This window comes from Paraburkholderia sp. GAS42, assembly GCF_050436565.1.
Classification (GTDB): Bacteria; Pseudomonadota; Gammaproteobacteria; order Burkholderiales; family Burkholderiaceae; genus Paraburkholderia.
The window spans coordinates 1-21,946 of record NZ_JBNDML010000019.1 but is presented as its reverse complement, the minus strand read 5'-3'; the positions used below and the strand labels follow the sequence as shown (position 1 = coordinate 21,946).

At 62.5% G+C, this 21,946-nt stretch carries 19 protein-coding genes and 1 pseudogene; 12 read left to right on the top strand and 8 right to left on the bottom strand.

Features of this window, described 5'->3' with window-relative positions:
* Window positions 1–67: 67 nt before the first annotated feature.
* From boxB to P3T16_RS25240, 3 genes are all read right to left on the bottom strand, one after another.
* Complete coding sequence (gene boxB / locus P3T16_RS25250) at window positions 68–1,495, bottom strand: benzoyl-CoA 2,3-epoxidase subunit BoxB (RefSeq protein WP_429344359.1); 1,428 nt, start codon at window positions 1,493–1,495, stop codon at window positions 68–70.
* Between the two features lie 73 nt (window positions 1,496–1,568).
* Complete coding sequence (gene boxC, locus P3T16_RS25245; RefSeq protein WP_429344358.1) at window positions 1,569–3,320, bottom strand: 2,3-epoxybenzoyl-CoA dihydrolase; 1,752 nt, start codon at window positions 3,318–3,320, stop codon at window positions 1,569–1,571.
* Window positions 3,321–3,453: 133 nt separating this feature from the next.
* On the bottom strand, window positions 3,454–4,389 hold the full coding sequence (locus P3T16_RS25240; RefSeq protein ID WP_429253897.1) for a helix-turn-helix transcriptional regulator: 936 nt from the start codon (window positions 4,387–4,389) through the stop codon (window positions 3,454–3,456).
* Between the two features lie 155 nt (window positions 4,390–4,544).
* Here P3T16_RS25240 and P3T16_RS25235 point away from each other — a divergent pair, with 155 nt between their 5' ends.
* The 6 genes and pseudogenes from P3T16_RS25235 to P3T16_RS25210 all read left to right on the top strand — a co-directional run.
* Window positions 4,545–5,024 (top strand): DUF4863 family protein, encoded by a 480-nt coding sequence (locus P3T16_RS25235; protein WP_429253896.1) that lies wholly within the window; start codon window positions 4,545–4,547, stop codon window positions 5,022–5,024.
* 125 nt (window positions 5,025–5,149) lie between these two features.
* On the top strand, window positions 5,150–6,748 hold the full coding sequence (locus tag P3T16_RS25230; protein ID WP_429344448.1) for a 3,4-dehydroadipyl-CoA semialdehyde dehydrogenase: 1,599 nt from the start codon (window positions 5,150–5,152) through the stop codon (window positions 6,746–6,748).
* Window positions 6,749–6,898: 150 nt separating this feature from the next.
* On the top strand, window positions 6,899–8,491 hold the full coding sequence (locus tag P3T16_RS25225) for a benzoate-CoA ligase family protein (RefSeq protein ID WP_429344357.1): 1,593 nt from the start codon (window positions 6,899–6,901) through the stop codon (window positions 8,489–8,491).
* 68 nt (window positions 8,492–8,559) lie between these two features.
* Window positions 8,560–9,390, top strand: coding sequence for an alpha/beta fold hydrolase (locus tag P3T16_RS25220; protein ID WP_429344356.1), 831 nt, complete (start codon window positions 8,560–8,562; stop codon window positions 9,388–9,390).
* Between the two features lie 355 nt (window positions 9,391–9,745).
* Window positions 9,746–10,531: a 2-dehydro-3-deoxyglucarate aldolase gene (garL, locus tag P3T16_RS25215; protein WP_429253892.1), complete on the top strand. Its 786-nt coding sequence runs from the start codon at window positions 9,746–9,748 to the stop codon at window positions 10,529–10,531.
* 30 nt (window positions 10,532–10,561) lie between these two features.
* A pseudogene (locus P3T16_RS25210) lies at window positions 10,562–11,476 on the top strand (2-hydroxy-3-oxopropionate reductase); the annotation flags it as partial.
* Between the two features lie 142 nt (window positions 11,477–11,618).
* Here the strand turns inward: P3T16_RS25210 and P3T16_RS25205 are convergent.
* Both P3T16_RS25205 and P3T16_RS25200 read right to left on the bottom strand, forming a co-directional pair.
* Window positions 11,619–13,067 carry a catalase gene (locus P3T16_RS25205; protein ID WP_429344355.1) on the bottom strand — a complete coding sequence of 483 codons (1,449 nt, stop codon included), beginning with the start codon at window positions 13,065–13,067 and terminating at the stop codon, window positions 11,619–11,621.
* 45 nt (window positions 13,068–13,112) lie between these two features.
* On the bottom strand, window positions 13,113–13,589 hold the full coding sequence (locus tag P3T16_RS25200) for a DUF3331 domain-containing protein (RefSeq protein ID WP_429344354.1): 477 nt from the start codon (window positions 13,587–13,589) through the stop codon (window positions 13,113–13,115).
* Between the two features lie 469 nt (window positions 13,590–14,058).
* Between P3T16_RS25200 and P3T16_RS25195 the strand changes: the two genes are divergently transcribed.
* A complete protein-coding gene (locus P3T16_RS25195; RefSeq protein ID WP_429344353.1) occupies window positions 14,059–14,640 on the top strand; it encodes a TetR/AcrR family transcriptional regulator in 582 nt (193 codons plus the stop codon).
* Between the two features lie 48 nt (window positions 14,641–14,688).
* Here P3T16_RS25195 and P3T16_RS25190 read toward each other — a convergent pair whose 3' ends face one another.
* A complete protein-coding gene (locus tag P3T16_RS25190) occupies window positions 14,689–16,029 on the bottom strand; it encodes an APC family permease (protein ID WP_429253888.1) in 1,341 nt (446 codons plus the stop codon).
* An 86-nt stretch (window positions 16,030–16,115) separates the two neighbouring features.
* Entirely contained in the window at window positions 16,116–16,961 is an 846-nt protein-coding gene (locus P3T16_RS25185) for a carbon-nitrogen hydrolase family protein (RefSeq protein ID WP_429344352.1), read from the bottom strand.
* A gap of 125 nt (window positions 16,962–17,086) precedes the next feature.
* On the opposite strand from P3T16_RS25185, the gene P3T16_RS25180 reads away from it, so the two are divergent.
* A complete protein-coding gene (locus P3T16_RS25180; RefSeq protein WP_429253886.1) occupies window positions 17,087–17,905 on the top strand; it encodes a response regulator transcription factor in 819 nt (272 codons plus the stop codon).
* A gap of 288 nt (window positions 17,906–18,193) precedes the next feature.
* Here the strand turns inward: P3T16_RS25180 and P3T16_RS25175 are convergent, their stop codons facing one another.
* Window positions 18,194–18,790: a DJ-1/PfpI family protein gene (locus P3T16_RS25175; RefSeq protein ID WP_429344351.1), complete on the bottom strand. Its 597-nt coding sequence runs from the start codon at window positions 18,788–18,790 to the stop codon at window positions 18,194–18,196.
* A 90-nt stretch (window positions 18,791–18,880) separates the two neighbouring features.
* Between P3T16_RS25175 and P3T16_RS25170 the strand changes: the two genes are divergently transcribed.
* The 4 genes from P3T16_RS25170 (at window position 18,881) to P3T16_RS25155 (ending at window position 21,755) form a co-directional block, all read left to right on the top strand.
* Complete coding sequence (locus tag P3T16_RS25170) at window positions 18,881–20,212, top strand: PLP-dependent aminotransferase family protein (RefSeq protein ID WP_429344350.1); 1,332 nt, start codon at window positions 18,881–18,883, stop codon at window positions 20,210–20,212.
* A gap of 251 nt (window positions 20,213–20,463) precedes the next feature.
* Window positions 20,464–20,910, top strand: a complete 447-nt coding sequence (locus P3T16_RS25165; protein WP_429256303.1) for an Ohr family peroxiredoxin — start codon at window positions 20,464–20,466, stop codon at window positions 20,908–20,910.
* A gap of 74 nt (window positions 20,911–20,984) precedes the next feature.
* Window positions 20,985–21,431 carry an OsmC family protein gene (locus tag P3T16_RS25160; protein ID WP_429344349.1) on the top strand — a complete coding sequence of 149 codons (447 nt, stop codon included), beginning with the start codon at window positions 20,985–20,987 and terminating at the stop codon, window positions 21,429–21,431.
* 51 nt (window positions 21,432–21,482) lie between these two features.
* Window positions 21,483–21,755, top strand: coding sequence for a hypothetical protein (locus tag P3T16_RS25155; protein ID WP_429344348.1), 273 nt, complete (start codon window positions 21,483–21,485; stop codon window positions 21,753–21,755).
* Window positions 21,756–21,946 lie beyond the last annotated feature (191 nt).

Here is a 21,946-nt window from a genome sequence, read left to right as displayed (position 1 = left end):
CCCCCTGCGCCCGGCTTCGTCGCTATCGTTCGCGACACCGCCGGGCACCTGGTATTGCTGGGATAAATCAGTTGAAGCGCACGTAATCGAAATCGACCGGCTGGCGGTTGATCCCCATCGCCGGCGGTGCAATCCAGTTCGCGAACTTGCCCGGCTCGACGACGCGCCCCATCAGCGATGCGACGTACGCGCGGTCTTCCGGCGTCGGCAGCCACGTGGCTTCATTCGCCTTCCATTCGTTTTCGTTGATCACACGGCCGTCAGGTGCGACACGCACGCCGGCAAACGTGCCGATCTGACGATTGAACGCCTTATGCGGCACCGTCATGCGGAAATCGATGCCAGCCTTTTCGAGCACCTTGTTCCAGCGCCCGACGCCCGCCACCGAATCCTTGATGTAATCGTCGCGCAGCACTTCATTCATCGCGTTGAGCATCGGGACTTCGCGTTCGACCAGCTTGCCGTCCTGTACATCGAGCAGCTTGTAGTTCTGGCCGTTCAGCTGATGATCGTCGTCGCGCTTCGTTTCTTCGTAACGGCCTTTCAGGCCCGAGCTATAGAACGTCGCGGCATTCGATGAATGATCCGCGCCGAACAGGTCGATCGTCACCGAGTAATGGAAGTTCAGGTAACGCTGGATCGTCTCCAGATCGATCACACCCGCCGCGCGGAGTTTGTTGATGTCGTCGGTCTTGAGTTCGTTCATCACCTGCGTGGTGCGCTGGATGACGCGCGACACACCCGATTCGCCGACGAACATGTGATGCGCTTCTTCGGTCAGCATGAACTTCGTCGTGCGCGCGAGCGGATCGAAGCCCGACTCGGCCAGCGCCGACAACTGGAATTTTCCGTCGCGGTCCGTGAAGTACGTGAACATGAAGAACGACAGCCAGTCCGGCGTACGTTCGTTGAACGCGCCGAGGATGCGCGGGTTGTTGTCGTCACCGGAACGGCGATCGAGCAGCGCATCCGCTTCTTCACGGCCGTCGCGGCCGAAGTAGCGATGCAGCAGATAAACCATCGCCCACAGGTGACGGCCTTCCTCGACGTTCACCTGGAACAGGTTGCGCAGGTCGTACATCGAAGGCGCGGTCAGCCCCAGATGACGCTGCTGTTCAACCGATGCCGGTTCCGTATCGCCTTGCGTGACGATAATGCGTCGCAGGTTCGCGCGATGCTCGCCGGGCACGTCCTGCCATGCGGCTTCGCCCTTGTGCTCGCCGAAGTTGATCTTGCGATCGGCGTCGCCAGGTGTGAGGAAAATGCCCCAGCGATAATCCGGCATCTTCACGTGATCGAAGTGCGCCCAGCCGCCTGCATCGACGCTGACTGCCGTGCGCAGATAGACGTCGTAGCCATGCGAGCCTTCCGGACCCATGTCGCCCCACCATGACAGGAAGTTCGGCTGCCATTGTTCGAGCGCGCGTTGCAGCGTGCGGTCGTCGGCCAGATTGACGTTGTTCGGAATCTTTTCGCTGTAGTTGATCGTGGGCATGTTCGTTTCCTTAAGGCTTGAGCGCGTACTTCGCGAGATCGTTGGGCGGGGACTGATTTCGTTCGATTGCGTCTTAAACGCGGTTCAAATCGAATTGCGCCTTGCTGCCCTTGCCGTACACCTTGAGCGCGCCCTTCTCGCCCACCGCGTTCGGCCGGTTGAAAATCCAGTTCTGCCAGGCGGAAAGCCGGCCGAAGATGCGCGTGTTCATCGTTTCCGGTCCGTTGAAGCGCAGATTCGCTTCGAGACCCGTCAGCGCATCGGGTGACATCGCCGCGCGTTCTTCGATCGCGATACGGATTTCGTCGGCCCAGTCGATGTCATCCGGCGAAGCGGTCACGAGGCCGAGGCGCTCGGCTTCGACCGGCTTCACCGCCTTGCCGATCTGCTCGCGTGCGGCCTGCATCGGTTCGGTTTCGTCATAGAAGCGGCGACCGAGGCGCGACTGGCCCGTGATCATCGGATACAGACCGAAGTTGACGTCGGACAGCGTGATCGCCGGTTCTTCGTCTTCATTGCTCGGGAGCGCGGCCATGTAGGTGCGGTCGGTCGCGAAAGCCAGTTCGGCGAACGTGCCGGCAAAGCACGAACCCGGCTCGATCAACGCGAACAGCGAGCGCGACGAGACGTCGATGCGGGCCAGCGTGCGGCGCAGCATGCCGATCGTTTCGCGGACAAACCAGTGGTCCTTGTGTTGCAGCAGCGTGGCGTCGGTGGCGAGCAGCGCGCGGGCGTCGCCTTCAGTCTTGAAGATCCACGTGCCGATTTCGAGTTCGTTGGTGCGCATCGAGAGAATCGCGTCGTCGAGTTCGCGTGCGAACTGCAGCGGCCACCAGTTCGCGCCAGCTGCCACGATTGCATCGATATCGGCGGGCTGGTTGCCGGATGGCGCTTTCGCCGTGAACGTCGCCGTACGTTTAGCGCGATCGATCGTGACGTCGACGGTCGCGTAGCCAAGGCCATCTTCGCGATCCAGACGTTCGACGCGCGTCAGCGTCACGCCCTTCGCATCCGCCGGACGGTCGCTTTGCGCAGCCAGTTCCAGCGCGCGCGCCTCTACCGTCTGCCTGAACACGTTCGGCTTGACCACTTCATCGACCAGACGCCATTGCTTCGCGCGTTCGCCGCGTACGCCTTCGACGATCGTGCAGAAGATATCGGCGCGGTCGTGGCGGACCTTGCGCTTGTCGGTGACACGCGTGAGACCACCGGTGCCGGGCAATACGCCGAGCAGCGGCACTTCAGGCAACGCGACGGACGACGAGCGGTCGTCGACCAGGTAAATCTCATCACACGCGAGTGCCATTTCGTAGCCGCCGCCGGCGCACGCACCGTTCACTGCTGCGAGAAACTTGATGCCCGAATAGCGCGACGTATCTTCGAGACCGTTACGCGTTTCGTTGGTGAATTTGCAGAAGTTGACCTTCCAGGCATGCGATGACAAACCCAGCATGAAGATGTTCGCGCCGGAGCAGAACACGCGATCCTTCAGGCTCGTCACGACGACTGTGCGCACTTCCGGATGTTCGAAGCGCACGCGCTGGATGGCGTCGTGCAGTTCGATATCGACGCCGAGGTCATACGAATTGAGCTTGAGCTTGTAGCCCTCGCGGATGCCGCCGTCTTCGGCGATATCGATGCCGAGCGTGGCGACCGGACCATCGAATGTCAGCGACCAGTGCTTATAGCGCGACGGCTCCGTGCGGTAATCGACACGCGGACCCACCGACGGCGCGGCGGAAGCCGGCCCCGAAGAACCGGCTGTCTGGCTGACCGGCGTGGCGCCTGATGCGGCTCCCTGCTCTACTGACTGAGCGACTGACATGGATGTCTCCTTCGTACATTGCGGGCTGGTTGAATGTACGATAGTGCATCTTTCATGTCGAGTAAAGCACTTTAGTGCCTATTGCGGGTTTTCCCGGGCATGTCTCATCGTGCACTTTTCCCCGCCCGGATCATCACTCGGAAGCGATGCGCGCCGCCAGCCGGTCCCGCAGCGACAGATAGCATTCGGCCAACGGCTTGCCGCTGGTATCGAACGTCATATCGGCGCGGCCGTAGAACTCGCCACGACCTTCCAGAATGCGCTTCAGATCGTCCATCGCTTCCTTGTTGCCGGACATCGGCCGCAGGTCGCCCTGGGCGATGACGCGCCGCATGTGCTCCTCCGGCGTGGCCTGCAGCCAGACCGTGAAACAGTGCGCGAGGAGCGCATTCAAGGTGGTCGGCTCCGACACCAGACCGCCCGGAGACGCAATCACCGCGCGAGGATGCTCCTGAATCACCGCTTCCAGCGCGCGGTGCTCGTAGCGCCTGTAAGCGCTCGCTCCGTATAGCGCGTGGATCTCGGCGGGCGGGCAGCCGGCCAGTTGTTCGATCACCCGATTCAGTTCGACGAAAGGCATCTTCAGCTCGTCGGCGAGCATCCGGCCGAGCGTCGATTTGCCGGCGCCGCGCAGGCCGATCAGCGCGATCCGGTTGCGGCGGTTCGGGTCTTGCGGCGCGGTCGCGAGCATTTCCTCGAGCGCGACGCGGGCGCGCTTCAGCGTGTCGTGGTCACGGCCATAAAGCAGTTCGCGGATGCGCAGCCAGTCGGCCGACGAGGTCGTTTCGTCGCCGACAATCTCGGCCAGCGTGCAGTTTAGTGCCTTCGTGAGCTGACGAAGAAACAGCACCGACGCATTACCCACACCCGATTCGAGGTTCGCGAGATAGCGCTCGGACACGTCCGCTTCCTTCGCCAGCGCTTTGCGCGTCAGGCCGCGGCGAGCGCGCAGTACCCGCACGCGCTCGCCCATTCCGACCAGAAAGGGATCGCGGACCTCGCGCGATTCATCGGGTGCAGCGTCTGGCTCAGCGGGCTCGACCGGCTGCGCGGCGGCGGTTTGTTTCATGTTGATGCATCCTTTGGGCAGGCTTTGATGAATTATAGTGCTTGACATGCAGTTTGTCGCACGCTAAGTTTAATGCACATTTCAAGACTGCCAGGCACCTGCGGCTCGCTCGCGCCACGGCATCGATCCGCGCTCAACGCGCGGTGGAGACACGCATGTCCCCCGATACTTTCCGAACGCTGATTGGCCGCGTAACTGAACGGATCGAAGCCCGCGCGCTCGATCAGGATCTCGCCGACTGGCTGAATGCCGAATACTCCGCCAGCAGCACGGCATATGCCGAACTCGCCGCCGCGTGCCGCGCCGGCGTCAAGGAAGGCTGGCTGTGCGACCGCGAGGCCGGCGGCATCCGCTACGGACGCATCTTCAAGGCGCTGCCGGAAACACACGGCTTTTCGGTCGACGTCGTCAGCATGACTGACATTGCCGGGCCGCATCACGTGCATCCGAATGGTGAAATCGATTTGATCATCCCGCTCACCGAGGGCGCGACGTTCGACGGTCATCCGGCTGGCTGGTGCGTCTACGGGCCCGGCACCGCTCACCGGCCGACAGTCGCAAACGGTAGCGCGCTCGTTCTCTATCTGTTGCCTGAAGGCGCAATCCAGTTCACGAAACAGGAAGCCGCGGCTTGACGCTCGCCGCGCTGCGTATTCCCGACCGCCGCAACGCTGCATCGCATCAATTCACGCCGCGCTATCCGCGGCAGTTGAAGGTCACGTTGCGAACCGGTTCACCGACGTCTCAAGAAGGGCATCTCATGACCGAACTGCTAGAAAACTTTATCGCCGGCAAGTGGGTTGCGGGCGGCGGCAAAGGCACGCTGCTCACGGATCCGGTGACGGGCGAAGCGCTGGTGCGCGTCTCCAGTCAAGGTCTCGACCTGTCCGAAGCATTCGGTTACGCCCGCTCAAAAGGCGGCGCCGCGCTGCGCGGCCTGACCTACGCGGCGCGCGCCGCCCTGCTCGCGGAAGTCGCGAAAGTGCTGCAGGCGAATCGCGACGACTATTACGCAATCGCGCTCGCCAACTCCGGCACGACGAAGAACGATTCGGCGGTCGATATTGACGGCGGTATTTTCACGCTGTCGTACTACGCGAAACTCGGCGCGACGCTCGGCGAAGTGCACGCGCTGCGCGACGGCGCCACGGTGAGTCTCAGCAAGGACAAATCCTTCACCACGCAACACGTGCTGACGCCGACGCGCGGCGTCGCGCTTTTCATCAACGCGTTCAATTTTCCGTCGTGGGGATTGTGGGAAAAGGCGGCACCCGCGCTGCTCTCCGGCGTGCCGGTGATCATCAAGCCCGCGACGGCTACTGCGTGGCTCACGCAACGCATGGTTGCGGATGTCGTGAAGGCGGGCATTCTGCCCGAGGGCGCGCTGTCGGTGATCTGCGGAAGCTCGGCAGGTCTGCTCGACCAGATCGGCGCGTTCGATGTCGTCTCGTTCACCGGCTCTGCTGAAACCGCCGCGAAGCTGCGCGCGCATCCGGCGTTCATCGAGCACGGCGCGCGCCTGAATGTCGAAGCCGACAGCCTGAACAGCGCGATCCTCGCCGCCGATGCAGCGCCGGGCACCGAGGCGTTCGATCTCTTCATCAAGGAAGTCGTACGCGAAATGACGGTGAAGTCCGGCCAGAAATGTACGGCGATCCGTCGCGCGTTCGTGCCGAAGCAGCATCTCGCCGCAGCCACCGATGCGCTCGTCGCCAGGCTCGCAAAGATCACCGTCGGCAATCCGCGCAACGAAGCAGTGCGGATGGGCGCGCTCGTCAACCGCGAGCAGTACGACAACGTGCGCGCCGGCATCGCGGCGTTGCGCGAAGAAGCGCGCGTCGCGTTCGATGGCTCGAAGGTCGAACTCGTCGATGCCGATCCGTCTGTCGCTGCGTGCGTCGCGCCGCACCTGCTGGTCGTCGACGATGCGGACAAGGCCACGCGCATCCACGATATCGAAGTGTTTGGTCCAGTAGCGACGCTATGCGCTTACGAAGTTGCAACTTCGGGCAGCGCGACGCTCGAAGAAGCGCACGCGATAGCGCTGGCAAGACGCGGGCATGGTTCGCTCGTCGCGTCGGTGTATTCGAACGATGAAGCGCGTCTTGCGCGAATCGCGCTGGAACTCGCCGATACGCATGGCCGCGTCCACGCAATTTCGCCGTCGGTGGCGCAGAGCCAGACCGGACACGGTAACGTCATGCCGATGTCGTTGCACGGCGGCCCGGGCCGGGCAGGCGGCGGAGAAGAACTTGGCGGCGTGCGCGCGCTGAATTTCTATCATCGCCGCGCGGCTATCCAGGCGCCGTTGGCGACGAACGACACCGTTCAGCAGGCGACCGGCAGTTTCCCTGACTGAACTGAACCTGGCTAAAACCGGGCTGCAGCCGGATCCGCTGCAGAACGCTGAAACAACACGCAACACCCTATCCGCCAGTAACCGGCAAAAGAACGCATGACGGCCGCTCCCGCCCAGCCGGACAGGCGTCGCCCACGTCAGGAGACACGCATGGAAGCCCTTGTTGAGCCGGCCGCTGCAAACGGTCAACCCGCCGTCGACGCACCGCCGTTCCACTTCAATTTCGCGACGCACCTTTTCGCGCTAAACGAGGCACGCGCGTCGAAAGCCGTGTATATCGACGACACCGGCGTCACGACCTACGGCGAACTCGAAACGCAGGCACGCCGTTTCGCGAGCGCGCTGACGAAGCTCGGCATTCACGCCGAGGAACGCATCCTGCTCGTGATGCACGACACGACCGATCTGCCCGTCGCCTTTCTCGGCGCCCTGTATGCGGGCGTCGTGCCGGTCATCGCCAATACGCTTCTGACGCCGGTTGACTACACGTACATGCTTGATCACAGCCGCGCACGCGCCGTCATCGCGACAGGCGCACTGCTGCCGACGATCGCGCAGGCGCTCGCCGGTACGTCGAACGAAGGCTGCGTGCTCGTGGTCTCGCAACCGCAGAACGACGATCTGCCTGGAGGACACGTGTTCCGCCGCATGATCGAAGAGGCCACGCCACGCGCCGCGCCGTACGCGAGCAACGCCGACGACATCGCCTTCTGGCTGTACTCGTCCGGCTCGACGGGCAAGCCGAAAGGCACTGTCCACACGCACGCGAACCTGTACTGGACAGCCGAGCTTTATGGCAAACGCGTGCTCGGCATCCGCGAAGACGACGTCGTTTATTCAGCGGCGAAGCTGTTCTTTGCGTACGGTCTCGGCAACGCGCTGACGTTTCCACTCTCGGTTGGCGCGACCGCGATCCTGATGGCCGCGCGCCCGACGCCCGAGGCCGTCTTCGCACAACTCACGCGCCATAAGCCGACGATCTTCTACGGCGTGCCGACGCTCTACGCGGGCATGCTGGCGTCACCCGATCTGCCGGCGCGCGCGGACGTGCGGCTGCGAGTCTGCACATCCGCGGGCGAAGCGTTGCCGCGCGAGACCGGCGAGCATTTCACGGAACGGTTCGGCTGCGAGATTCTCGACGGCATCGGTTCGACCGAGATGCTGCATATCTTCCTGTCGAACCGCGCGGGTCATGTCGCGTACGGCACGACGGGCACCGCAGTGCCGGGCTACGAGATCGAACTGCGCGACGAAAGCGGGCATCCGGTTCCCGACGGCGAAATCGGTGACCTCTACATCAAGGGGCCGAGCGCCGCGCTGATGTACTGGTGCAATCGCGAGAAGTCGCGCGCGACGTTTCTTGGCGACTGGCTGAAAAGTGGCGACAAATACCGTCGACTGCCGGATGGCAACTACACGTATGCGGGCCGCAGCGACGACATGCTGAAAGTTAGCGGACAATACGTGTCGCCGATCGAGGTCGAGATGGTGCTCATGCAGCACGACGATGTGCTCGAAGCGGCCGTTGTTGGCGTGACGCGCGACGGGCTGACGAAGATCCGCGCGTTCGTCGTGCTGAAGCATGCTGCGCCCGCTACCGATGCGTTCGCTGCCGAACTGAAGGCGTTCGTCAAGGCACGGCTCGCGCCGCATAAATATCCGCGCGAAATCCTGTTCGTCGAAGATCTGCCAAAGACGGCGACAGGCAAGATCCAGCGTTTCAAGCTGCGTGACGTGCCTTGATTTACATGGAGCCTGACGGGCTCAAAATACGCGATGAAAAGCTGCCCAACTCTTTTGTGACCTGTCCAATGGATCGCCTGACTATCCACTCGCCTGCTTCGATCGCTTTCACGGAGCTGCCTGCCACTGCCGGGCGCGGCGCGCTGCGTCTGGAGTACCAGTGGCTGAACCCGCAGCGCACCGAGGCGCCGCTTGCCGTGTTTCTGCACGAAGGGCTCGGTTCGATCGCGATGTGGAAAGACTGGCCGCAGTCGTTGTGTGATGCACTGGGCTTTCGGGGTCTCGTGTATTCGCGTCCGGGCTATGGACGCTCGACGCCGCGCGAACACAGCGTGAAGTGGCCCGTCGATTTCATGCATCGGCAGGCGCATGACGTGTTGCCCGCTCTGCTCGACGCATTAAAGATCGACCATGCCGAACGCGCCCGTATGTGGCTCGTCGGTCATAGCGACGGCGGTTCGATCGCGCTGCTCTATGCAGCAGCGTTTCCGGAAGCGCTCGGCGGCGCTGTTGTCGTCGCGCCGCATGTGATCGTCGAACAGAAGTCCGTCGATGCAATCGCCGAAGCAAAGGTCGCTTACGAAACAACCGACTTCAAGAGCAAGCTCGCGCGTTATCACGAGGATGTCGACTCCGCGTTCTACGGCTGGAACGATATCTGGCTCAACGCGGATTTTCGGCGCTGGGATATCACCGGCGTTCTGCCCTCGATTACGTCTCCGCTGCTGGCCGCTCAAGGTTATGACGACGAGTACGGCACGATGGCGCAGATCGACCTGATCCGGCAGCACGTCGCCCATGCGCAGCTCGCGAAGCTCGACGGTTGCGGGCATTCTCCGCATCGTCAGGCGCCGGCATTGCTGAACGGTCAGATCGCAGATTTCGTGAAAAGTCAGTGAGCCCCGCTTTGCGGTGAGCTTTTTCGGGAGGTGAGTGCGGCGCCATCTTGCGCTCACCTTTGTCACCCGGCCTTTCTGGCCCCGGATATCTCCGTCCCGCCGCGTCTGGACACCCACGACGCTTCTTGCGCTCAGTGCATACGAATATCCCAAATGATCAGTCATCGTATAACTTAGCGCTGACGGTCGCCCCGCCACATTACACGTCGAAATTCGGGTTAACGCGGCTACCAAGGCGGGTCGATTGGCGCATATCCTGTGCCTTGATGTACGACAACCGATAACACAGCGCATCGCGCGGTATGCCGGTTCATCGCCCGCGCGTTACCCTGAACACCCAGCCGAAGGACAAGCCATGACCGCATCCTCGCCGTATCAGCCCTTGCCCAATGGATTCCGTCAGGCCGTACGCAACCGCGAGAAGATGATCGGTTGCTGGTCGTCGCTGGCGAGCCCGATCGTCACGGAAATGCTCGGTGTGATCGGCTTCGACTGGCTCCTGCTCGACGCCGAACACGCGCCGAACGACGTCACCACCCTCATTCCGCAGTTGATGGCGCTGAAGGACAGTCGCAGCGCGCCCGTTGTCCGGCCGCCGGCGAATGAGAACGTCGTCATCAAGCGTCTGCTCGACATCGGCTTTTACAACTTCCTGATTCCGTTCGTCGACAGCGCAGCCGACGCCGGGCGCGCCGTCGCCTCGACGCGCTATCCGCCGCACGGCGTACGCGGCGTGTCGGTCGGTCATCGCGCGAATCGTTACGGCACGGTCGCCAATTACTTCGATATTGCGAACCAGAACATCTGCGTGATCGTGCAGATCGAAAGCCGCGCAGCCGTCGAGGCAATCGACGAGATCGTCGCTGTTGAAGGCGTCGACGCGGTGTTCGTCGGCCCATCGGATCTCGCGGCCGCGTATGGACATCTCGGCAACGCGAATCATCCGGACGTGCAGCAGGCCATTGAACGGATCTTCGCGAGCGCCCGTGCAGGCGGCAAGGCGAGCGGCATTCTCGCGCCCGTGCAGGCGGACGCAGAGCGCTATATCGCGATGGGTTGCCAGGTGGTTGCTGTGTGCGCCGATCTCGGCTTGCTGCGCAATGCAGCGCAAGCCGTGCACAAGCATTTCATACCCGCCTGAGCCGGATACGGCGACAAGCCAAACCACAGACATAGAACGGAGGATCACATGCAATCAGCAGGCTTCATCGGACTCGGCATCATGGGCAAGCCCATGGCCGCGAATCTCCTCAAGAACAACGTGTCGCTCGCGGCCTTTACGCGCAGCGGCGTGCCGGACGAACTGAAGCAGGCCGGCGCCGTCGCATGCGACAGCCCCGCCGGCGTCGCGGCGAAAGCCGACGTCATCTTCATCATGGTGCCGGATACACCCGACGTCGAGCGCGTGCTGTTCGGCGAGAACGGCCTCGCGGGCGCACTGCGTGCGGGCCACACGGTCGTCGACATGAGTTCGATCTCGCCGATGGCCACGCGCGAATTCGCCGCGCGCGTCCGCGAAAGCGGCGCGGAGTATCTCGATGCGCCGGTGTCAGGCGGCGAAGTCGGCGCGAAGGCCGGATCGCTGACGATCATGGTCGGCGGCAAGCAGGCCACGTTCGACAGCGTCAAGCCGCTCTTCGACATGATGGGCAAGAACGTCACGCTGATCGGCGAAGTCGGCGCGGGACAGGTATGCAAGGTGGCCAACCAGGTGATCGTTGCAGCAACGATCGAAGCGGTGGGCGAGGCGTTGCTGCTAGCTTCGAAGGCGGGTGTCGATCCGGCGCGTGTGCGCGAAGCGTTGATGGGCGGGTTCGCGTCGTCGCGGATTCTCGAAGTGCACGGCGAACGGATGACGAAGCGCAGCTTCGATCCAGGCTTTCGCATCGAGCTGCATCAGAAGGATCTGAACCTCGCGCTTTCTACCGCGCAGACGCTCGGCGTGTCGCTGCCCAACACGGCCACGTGTCAGGCGCTGTTCAACGCGTGCGTCGCGCACGGCGGCAAGGCATGGGATCACTCGGCGATCGTACGCGCACTCGAAGTGCTCGCGAATCACGAGATCGGTCAGCCTGTTAAGGCGTAAAGAGGCTGCGTCAGTAGCGCAGTGAGAATGGAGCCGTTTGCGATCGATCCCACTCATGTGGCATCGATCGCATTCGGCTCCCGAAAACACTCACCGTTGTGCAGGACGTCCGTTTCTGGCGGGAAACGGGTTCCTCGTCGAATTACCGCCCTGTCATTTCCTCGACCGCCCGAATCGCCTTCGCGACGCCTTCGCCGTAAGCCGGGTCGGCCTTCGTGCAGTGTTCGATATGCAGTGCCTGGATCGGCTTCGACACGCCTGCAATCGCGCGCGCCGTGTTGTCGAACAGCGCCTGCTTCTGCGCCGGCGACATCAGACGGAACAGCGCGCCCGGCTGTGAGAAATAGTCTTCGTCGACGCGATGATTCCAGTGATCTGCTGAGCCTTCCAGCGTGAGTGGCGGCTCGCGGAAGTCGGGCTGCTCGATCCATTCGCCGCGCGAGTTCGGGTTGTACGACGTCGCGCCACCCGCATTGCCATCGACGCGCATCGGGCCGTCGCGGTGATAGCTGTGCACGGGACACTTCGCCGCATTCACCGGAATCTGGTTGTGATTCACGCCGAGGCGATAGCGCTGCGTATCGCCGTACGAGAACAGACGGCCCTGCAACATCTTGTCCGGCGAAAAGCTGATGCCCGGCACGACGTTAGCCGGATTAAACGCCGACTGTTCGACATCGGCGAAATGGTTCTCCGGGTTGCGGTTCAGTTCCACATAGCCGACTTCGATCAGCGGATAGTCCTTCTTCGGCCAGACCTTCGTCAGATCGAACGGGTTGATCGGATACGTGGCCGCGTCCTTCTCCGGCATGATCTGCACGAGCAATGTCCAGCGCGGAAACGCTTTACGCTCGATGCTTTCGTACAGGTCACGATGCGAGCTTTCACGATCCTTGCCGACCAGCGCTTCCGCTTCGGCGTCGGTCAGGTTCTGGATGCCCTGTTCCGTGCGGAAATGGAACTTGACCCAGTGGCGCTCGTTCGCGGCGTTGATAAAGCTGAACGTATGGCTGCCGAACCCATGCATGAAACGGAACGACTTCGGTATCCCGCGATCGCTCATCACGATCGTCACCTGGTGCAGTGCTTCGGGCAGATGTGTCCAGAAATCCCAGTTGCTTTCCGCGCTGCGCAGGCCGGTGCGCGGATCGCGCTTCACGGCGTGGTTCAGGTCGGGAAAGTTCAGCGGATCGCGCATGAAGAACACCGGCGTGTTGTTGCCGACCATGTCCCAGTTGCCTTCTTCCGTATAGAACTTGAACGCGAAGCCGCGGATGTCGCGCTCGGCGTCGGCTGCGCCGCGCTCGCCGGCGACCGTCGAGAAGCGGGCGAACATCGGCGTCGTCTTGCCGATGTCAGAGAAGATTTTCGCGCGCGTGTATTTCGTGATGTCGTGCGTCACCGTGAAGGTGCCGAACGCGCCCGAGCCCTTCGCGTGCATGCGGCGCTCGGGAATCACTTCGCGATCGAAGTGCGCGAGCTTTTCAAGGAACCACACGTCCTGCAACAGCGCGGGCCCGCGCGGGCCGGCCGTCTGGATGTTGTTGTTGTCGACAACGGGTGCACCAAAAGCTGTGGTGAGCTTGTTCATGTCGTGTCCTGTCCGGTGGGGAGATGGGCGCCGGCGGCGCCCGGTTCATGCGAACGCTGACGCGCTGATCATCGCGCTGACGTTGACTGGCACGCGTCGACCGCGATTTCTAGGACGATACACCGCATCGCCGCGGCGTATCGCCATGCCGCTGATCGCGCACTGGCCGGAACTGCGCGCGACGCCCTGAATCCAGACCTGGTCGCCATAGTGGCAAGTCGTGGAGCGCCAGCACAGCACCACCGCGGTGGTGGAAAGGCGTTCCAGCACCGTAATCACCGGCGGCACCGTTTCGCGGCACGCCGTCTGGTCGCACCGGGATGCACGCGTGCGGTGGCGTGCGTCTGCCCGACGTGTGTGGCGGTCGGACGCGTCGTCATCTAACGGCGCCGAAGACAGCGCGCCGAGCAGCGAGAGCGTCTGCGACCAGGGGTCGCGCGTCCGTGCGCCGGCTGGCAGCGGGCGGCAATGGCTGGTACGCGCGCGGGAGTCATGTTGGGACGGGAAATCCTGTACGTTCATCGTTCACCTCATGCGGGGGTGGCGGGCCAGACCTGCCGCGAAATGCGCGCTGCATGGACAGCGGCGGCGGCATGGGCGGCGACGGCAGTTGCAGGCGCAACGCCACCACGCGTCTGGCTAGTTCTGGAAACGACAAAAAGGGAACCACGCGAGAAGGCTTCCCGCCGCTCGTGCGCAGGAAGCCATGGATTGATCGTAGTCGCCCTCGTGTTCTGAATGGGATTAATTGTTGTGAATCTTTTGCGACCGGCCTTAACGAACGCACGTTCGCGAAGCGGCGGCCGGCTGGGTCGAACAGCCAATGCATCACGTCGGTGCATGCCCGAAACATCGGCCCGGCAAGGGTCGGCGGCCCATCGGCTCCCGAATATCCTCACCCACGTCGATGGGTTTTCGGTCAGACGTTTTTGCGCATTTTTGCCAGCGGTGTCAAAATAGAGACATCACAGATTGAGTACCGGGGCACAGCATGGCGGGCGTTCGACAATTCGATGAAGACAGTGCCTTTGCGCAGGCGCTGGAAGTGTTCTGGCGCAAGGGATTCCGCGCGACGTCCATGCTGGACCTGGCCGAGGCCACCGGCGTGCAGCGCGGCTCGCTCTACAACGCGTACGGCGACAAGGAAGAGATTTTCGTGCGGGTATTCGAGCGCTACGCCGAACGCTTTATCGCCAGCGCGCGCCAGGCACTGAAAAAGCCAGACGTGCGCGATGCACTGACGGCTTTCTTCACCTTTGCGATCGGCTCGATCATGCAGGGCACGCCTGCGCGCGGCTGTCTGTCGACCAAAACCGCGAGTGAAATCGATCCCGATTCACCGCGTCTGCGCGAGGCGCTCCAGAACATGCTTGACGAACTGGAGGCGGCGTTGCTCAGCGTACTCGACACGCCCGAAGCGAGAACGCGACTCGCGATTCCGGCGGCGCAGGCGGCGAAACTCGTCGTCACGATGACGCGCGGCATCGCCGTCATGGAGCGCGTGTACGGCGATACGAAAGCGCTCAAACAGACGGCGTCCGCGCTCGTCGACGCACTGGTGCCGAAGGTCTGACGAAAACGGGACGCCGTGCTTCTGCCAGCAGGCCGAGCCGGGCCTTTGCTAGATCGCGACTTCCGGCGGCGCCTGGCGGAACAGACGCGTGATCCAGCACAGATAGACCAGTCCGGCCGCGAACCAGATTGCGCCGAGCACGAGCGCGGTCTTTTCAAGGCTGGCGAGCAGCCAGATATCCGCGATCGCGCCGATCAGCGGGAACACCAGTCCGCCGATCACGCCCATCTTCCTGTCGCCATGATTGCCAGACAGATAGAGGCGCACCACGCACAGATTGACCGCCGTGAAGGCGAGGAACGCACCGAAGTTGATGAAGGACGTCGACGTCGCCACGTCGAGCTTCAGCGCGATCAGGCCGACGATGCCCGCAATCGCGATGTTGATCGCCGGCGTCTTGAACTTCGGATGAATGAACCCGAAGATCCGCTTCGGCAGAATCTCGTCGCGACCCATTGCATACAGCAAACGCCCGACGCTCGCCTGTGCCGAGATGCCCGACGCGAACTGCGCAAGGATCAGGCCGGCAAGGAACACCGTCACGAAGATATCGCCGCCAATCATCTTGGCGACTTCGAAGGCGGCTGAATCGACGTCCTTGAATTCGACGCCCGGATGCGCGAGCTGCGTCGTGTACGCGGCCAGCACGAAGATGGCGCCGCCGATCAGCGCGATCAACAGGATGGCGCGCGGCATGTTCTTTTTCGGGTCGATGGTTTCTTCGGTGAGCGTCGACACCGCGTCGAAACCGAGGTACGAATAAGCGGCGATTGCGGCGCCGGCCATCGTCGCGGAAAGCGGCACGTGCGGCTTGAAGAACGGCTCAGCCATCGCGATGCCGCCGGGGCCTGCCGCAGCAGAAGCGTAGTGCCAGCAGAGCGCGACGAACAATGCAACGATCGCGAGCTGCACCACCATCAGCACGATATTGAAGCGCGCAGCGAGTTCAATGCCGACGATATTCAGCGCGCTGGTCGACACGATGAACGCGACGATCCAGATCCACGTCGGCACGTGTGGGAACGCCGAGTTCAGATACGCCGCGCCGATCAGCCAGATGACCATCGGCAGGAAGAAATAGTCGAGTAGCGTCGCCCAGCCAATCATGAAACCAAGGTGCGCGTTGAAGGTCTTGCGTGTGTACGTGTAGGCCGAACCCGCAACCGGATACAGGCGCGCGAGCTTGCCGTAGCTCAGGGCCGTGAACGCGATTGCGATGAGCGCGAGGACGTAAGCGAGTGCGGCGGTGTCGTCGCTGGCCTTGGCGAGCACGCCGTAGGTGCCGTACACAATCAAGGGCGCCATGTAGGCGAGACCGAACAGCAAGACCGATGGCAGGCCGAGTGTGCGTTTCAGGTGCGGCTGCGATGCTATGGACGACTCTTGCATGATATCTCCAGGACTTTCGACAGGCGTAGTCGGACGCGTGCGAAGCGCGAGGCTCGCACGATGGATGTGCAACAGAACTGCGAAATTCAGTCGATACGGCGGCGGCGCTCTTCGATGACAAGCGCGCGGGAGCCGTCTGTGTTCTCGACGCTTGCGAGACCCAGCGGTACGCGCGCGTCGTGCAGATAGCGATAGTGCTCGCGACTTGCTTCGAGCCGTGTCATGTCGATCCGGCCCTTCAGTAGCGTCTCGTCTGCACCGGCCGCTACGACGATGTCGCCGAACGGATCGACCAGCGCGGATTCGCCGGGAAACGTCAGGTTTTCGTCGCCGTCGCCGCAGCGGTTCACCATCACCGCGAACATCTGGTTCTCCATCGCGCGGGCAGTGATCGCGCGCCGATGGACCGGGCCGAACGGGTCCATGTTGCCGTTCGTGACGATGAGCATGTCGGCGTCGAGCGCGGCGACGGCCCGCGCGGTTTCGGGAAACTCGATGTCGTAGCAGATCAGGAGGCCAACGGTCACGCCGTTCCACACGCAGGTCTCGAAGCGGTCGCCAGGGCTGAACACGCCGACGTCCGACGCCCACAGATGCGTCTTGCGATAACGCAGCGCGATCTCGCCCTGTTGATCGATGAGCACGGTCGTGTTGTAAAACCGCGCGCCGACGCGTTCAGCAAAGCCCACCGCAACGGATACACGTGCGCGACGCGCTGCGTCGCGCACGGTGCCGAGCGCGGGACCATCGATGGTCTGCGCAACATCGGCAACGTTTTCCCGGTTCGGGAAACCGGACAGCGTCGCTTCCGGAAAGACGACCAGCTGTGTGCCGCCGTCTACGTCAGCGCGTCCGATTGTCTCGATCACCTTGCGCAGATTGTTGTCGATGTCGCCGTCCACCAGCGAAAGTTGCGCGAGCTCCACCTGCATTGCACCGTCTCCTTTCAATTGCATTGCAATAGCCCTATGTCGGGCCATCGCTTCGTCCAGGGCATTATCGGGGTATTATTTTTGTCCACAAATTACCCACGTGAGTTACCCCACTGGAGGACGGCATGGAGTTCGAATGGCGTGATCTCGCCTTTCATCGGGAGATTGGTTCAGCCATCGACGCTCTCGACAGCCCGCATTTCTGGGCCCGTCTTACGCGCGTGCTGGAGCGGCATGTCGCCTTCGACAGCTGGGTCGCGTTGCGCTTCGCGCGTGATGCGCCGCCATTCGTGTGCGCCGAGCAGGCCGCGCCCGACGGCAAGATCGATCTGATGTTCCAGGACTATCTCGCGGCGCTTTATCAGCTCGATCCGTTCTATCTCGCCGCGTTCGAAGTGCATGCATCGGGGTTCTATACGCTCGCCGACGTCGCGCCCGATAACTTCAGGATGACCGAGTACTACAACCGGTACTTCAGGAAGAACATCATCGGCGATGAAGTGCATTTCAACGTTGTGATCGACAGCAATCATACGATGGGATTTTCGCTGGGCAACAAGCGCCGGTACGAGGAGCGCGAAATCGTGTTGCTGTCGCTGTTCGCGCCGTGGGTGCTGGCGCTGATGCAGCAGCGTCTGCGATACGAGGATTTCGGCACGACGCAGGACGTCTCGCCGGCTTTAGGGAATATCCAGCTCGACGTGCCTGCACGACTCGGCCTGCTGACGGAGAAAAGTCGACGCGGCGCGTTGACCAACCGCGAGAACGAAGTGGCGATGCTGTCGCTGAGCGGATTTTCGTCGCGCGCAATCGCCGACAAGCTCGCGATTTCCTTCGAGACCGTGCGTGCCCATAAGAAGCACATCTATGCAAAGCTCGGCGTTGGCTCGCAGTCGGAACTGTTTGCGATGTTCTATGAGCCAGGACGTGTCGAGGGTGAGTGATTACCCTTTTTGCGACTGCGAGACGCAACGTGCGTCACGCGGTTTTTGCAGCGATCTCGACCTCGACCTCGACCTCGACCAGCATACCAGGCGCTACCGCTTTAACGCGTGAATTCGCGGTGTCATCTCCTGGATATCCTCACCATCCTGGAAACGCTCACCTTAAGGCATCTGCTCACACCTCCTGGATTTGCTCACCTTTGGTGACATCTCCTGGAATTCCTCACCATTCCGGAATCGTGCAAACGCCAACTTTGAAGGACGCGCACCGGGCGTCGCTGTTTTCCCTTAAAGGAATGGCGAAATGTTCGCCATCGCGCGCGTCACGTAGGTCTCCTTCTCCCCCACCGGGGCGACATAGTGAATCGCGCTGCGCGCAGCCTCGATGCCTTCCAGACGCGCGATGAACCAGGCCGCCAGATACGGCGACGACAGGCACCCGCCTGCGGTCGCGACGTTTCGCCTCGCCACGAACGGCTGGTTGAGCACAGCTACGCCGGATTCTTCGACCCACGGCCTGGTGGTCAGGTCCGTGCAGGCCGGAACGCCGTCCAGCAGACCTAGCCTGGCGAGTATCAGCGTGCCCGAGCATTGCGCGCCCAGCAACTGGCGCGTCGGGTCAAGCCTTAGCTGCGACATCAACGCGGCATCGGCGACAACGTCCCGGGTGTGTATCCCACTGCCGACCAGCACCGCGTCGGCGTCGCACGCGTCCTTCAGCGACGCTTGCGCCTCCAGCACCACGCCGTTCATTGAACGCACCCTCGCTGCCGGGCTGGCGATCGAAACCCGCCAGCCGGGCTTTTTGACCCGGCTGAGTATGTTGAGCGCGATTAGCGAGTCGAGTTCATTGAAGCCTTCAAAGGTCAGGATGGCGATGTGCATGGCGTCCTCGTGCGGGTGGAGACGTTGTGTCACGCCATGGTAGGGCCGATAATCAATACAATCAAATAATTGTCATGGATACATTCAGGCATGCCTCAGCCGCGCTACAAACAACTGGTCGACCACCTCGCGGCCGATATCCGTGCAGGCCGCCTGCGTCCCGGGACACGTCTGCCTACGCACCGCGACCTGGCTGCTCGCGAAGGCCTGGCGCTGGTCACGGCCACGCGTGTCTACGCGGAGCTTCAAGCGATGGGTTTAGTGAGCGGCGAAACCGGCCGCGGCACGTTCGTCAAGGAGCCTCTCCCTGGCGCTCAAGGCATTGACCTGCATGCCTGGAGCGCGGACGCAGTAGACCTGAGCTTCAACTATCCGTCGTTGCCGGATCAGGCAGACCTTCTCCGGGCGGCGCTGCGCCAGCTCGCGGCCGCCGGTGACCTGGAGTCACTGCTGCGATACCAGCCCCACGGCGGGCGCGAGCACGAGCGGGCGACGGTGGCGCGCCACCTGGCCAGCCGGGGTCTGGCAGCAACGGTCGAAACGACATTGCTCGTAAGTGGCGCACAGCACGGGCTGACGACGACCGCCATGGCGTTGTTCGAGCCCGGCGACGTGGTGGCTGTGGACGCGCTGACTTACCCGGGATTCAAACTGGCCGCCGAGGCCAATCGACTGGAACTCGCGCCGATCCCGGCCGCTGGGCACGGACCCGATCTGGACGCGTTAGCGGCCCTGTGCAAGCAGCGACGAGTACGCGCCGTCTACGCCATGCCGACGCTGCACAACCCGCTTGGCTGGGTGATGAGCGCGCGGCGACGTCGGGAACTGGTCGCCATCGCCCGACGACATGGACTGATCCTCATCGAGGACGCGGCCTACGCGTTCCTGGCGGAAGGCGCGCCACCTCCGTTGGCATCGCTTGCTCCGGAGACGACGGTCTATGTGTCGAGCTTGTCGAAAAGTGTCGCGACGGGTCTGCGCGTCGGCTTCGTCTGTGCGCCGCGCGAATGGGTTCCCCAGCTCGAACGAGCCATCCGGGCGACGACCTGGAACACCCCGGCGACCATGACTGCCATCGCCTGCGGATGGATGGAAGACGGCACGGTGGCCCGGCTTGAAGACGACAAGCAGCGTGATGCCACGCTGCGTCAGAACCTCGTCGCCGAGGTTTTGGGCCAGCTCAAGAGGATCAGCCATCCCGCGTCGTACTTCGTCTGGCTTCCTCTGGCGCAGGAGGTTCGCGCGGACGCGATTGCGATGGCGTTGATGCGCGAGCACATTTCCGTGTCGACGGCCCATCCGTTCGCGACGTCAGCTCACGTGCCTCACGCCATTCGATTGGCACTCGGCTCTGTCGACCTGGTCACGCTCAAGCGGTCGCTGGAAACAGTGGCCCGAGTTGTTGCCGACCAGACCTACTGACCGACAGTCGCGACGGCGCAGTCCGACTGCCAGGATTCGCAGGCATGTCAGCACCAGAGGCTGTTTGCCCGATTCCGCTCGTGGTCGACCTCCGATCGTCACCCTCTTCCCTAACTGCCTATCGAAAATCGCATACGATTAAATCTTATCCGCTTGACAACGGAAGCATCTTTGCCCATTATGCGACGCATGCGATCACATCGCATGCGATTTAAAGCCGCTTAACACCCTTATTCACACAGGAATCCATCATGACCAAGATCGAACAAGTCCTCCACTCGGGCAACAGCCACGCCACGGTCAATCGCGACCCCAATGTCAAGCGCGGTGAGCTCGGCGTCCTCGACCTCAAGCTGTCAGCGCCCGACGGTGAAAGCCGCGAGTTCATCGCCACCGAGCTACACCCGAGAGCCGAGCAGTTGTTTTCGGGCGCGTGGTCGGCCTGTTACATCAGCGCGTTCGAGATTGCGGCCTCGCTAAAGAAGGTCACGCTGCCGTCCGACTACTCCGTGGACATCCAGGTAAGCATTGGGTCGGTCGGTACCGGGCATTGCCTCGGCGCCCAGTTCACCATCCGCGTGCCGGGTCTGGCAACGGAAGTCGTCGAGGCACTCGCGCGCCAGGCCCATCAGCTCTGCCCGTACTCGAAGGCTGTGCACGGCAACATCGAGGTCGGCCTGAACGTCGTCACGGCGTGACCTAATCACCGCATACGCTTACATCGCGCACGATTTAAATACGCTTAATACCCTCATACACATAGGAATCCATCATGGAAAAGATCGAAAAAGTCCTCGCCTCAGGCAACTCCCACGCCACGGTCAATCGCGACCCCAGTCTCCAGCGCGGCGAGTTTGGCGTCTTTGACCTCAAGCTGACAGCGCCTGGCGTGGAAAGCCTCGAGTTCATCGCCACCGAGCCGCACCCGACAGCCGAGAAGTTGTTTGCGGGTGCCTGGTCGGCCTGTTACACCACCGTGTTCGGAATCGCGGCCTCGCTGAAGAAGGTCACGCTGCCGCCCGACTATTCCGTGGACATCCAGGTAAACATTGGGCAGACCGGTGCCGCGTGGTTCCTCGGCGCCCAGTTCACCATCCGCGTGCCGGGTCTGGAAAAGGAAGTCGTCGAGTCAATCGCGCACCTGGCCCATCAGATCTGCCCGTACTCGAAGTCTGTGCGCGGCAACATCGAGATCGGCACGAACATCGTCACGGTGTGATCGGATAAGGCACGCGCGTCTCACTAACCATCTTTTTAGGGAATTTCTATCATGAAGACCAAACTTGTCGCTGCACTGCTCGTCGCATTGTTGGCATCCGCCGCCGCTCCCGCATTCGCCAGCGGCTATGGACCGGCCCCCTTTTACCGGCCCTCGGTTGGTGCGCCGGCGTCGCAACGCGGTCAGAGCGTGCAGACCCTCGCCGCCGAACGCGACGGCGTAACTGGCTCGCAAGAGGCGTATGGCGGTGTAGTCGCCGGACTCTCCCAGGCGGGGAGCCATGTCGCCGTGACGTCGCGCGACAACCTGTTCGCACGTCACTAGATCGCGCATCCCTCCGTCGCTGGGCCGTCGCGCATCGTCGCTCTTCATGCGCGCCGGCCACAGCATCGGATGGGTCGTGGTTCATTTACTAAGGAAGATGGAAACAATGTTCAGTCATGTAGTGGTCGGCACCAACGACCTGGAAAAAGCAAAGCGATTTTACGATGCCGTGCTAGGCGCGATCGGCTATG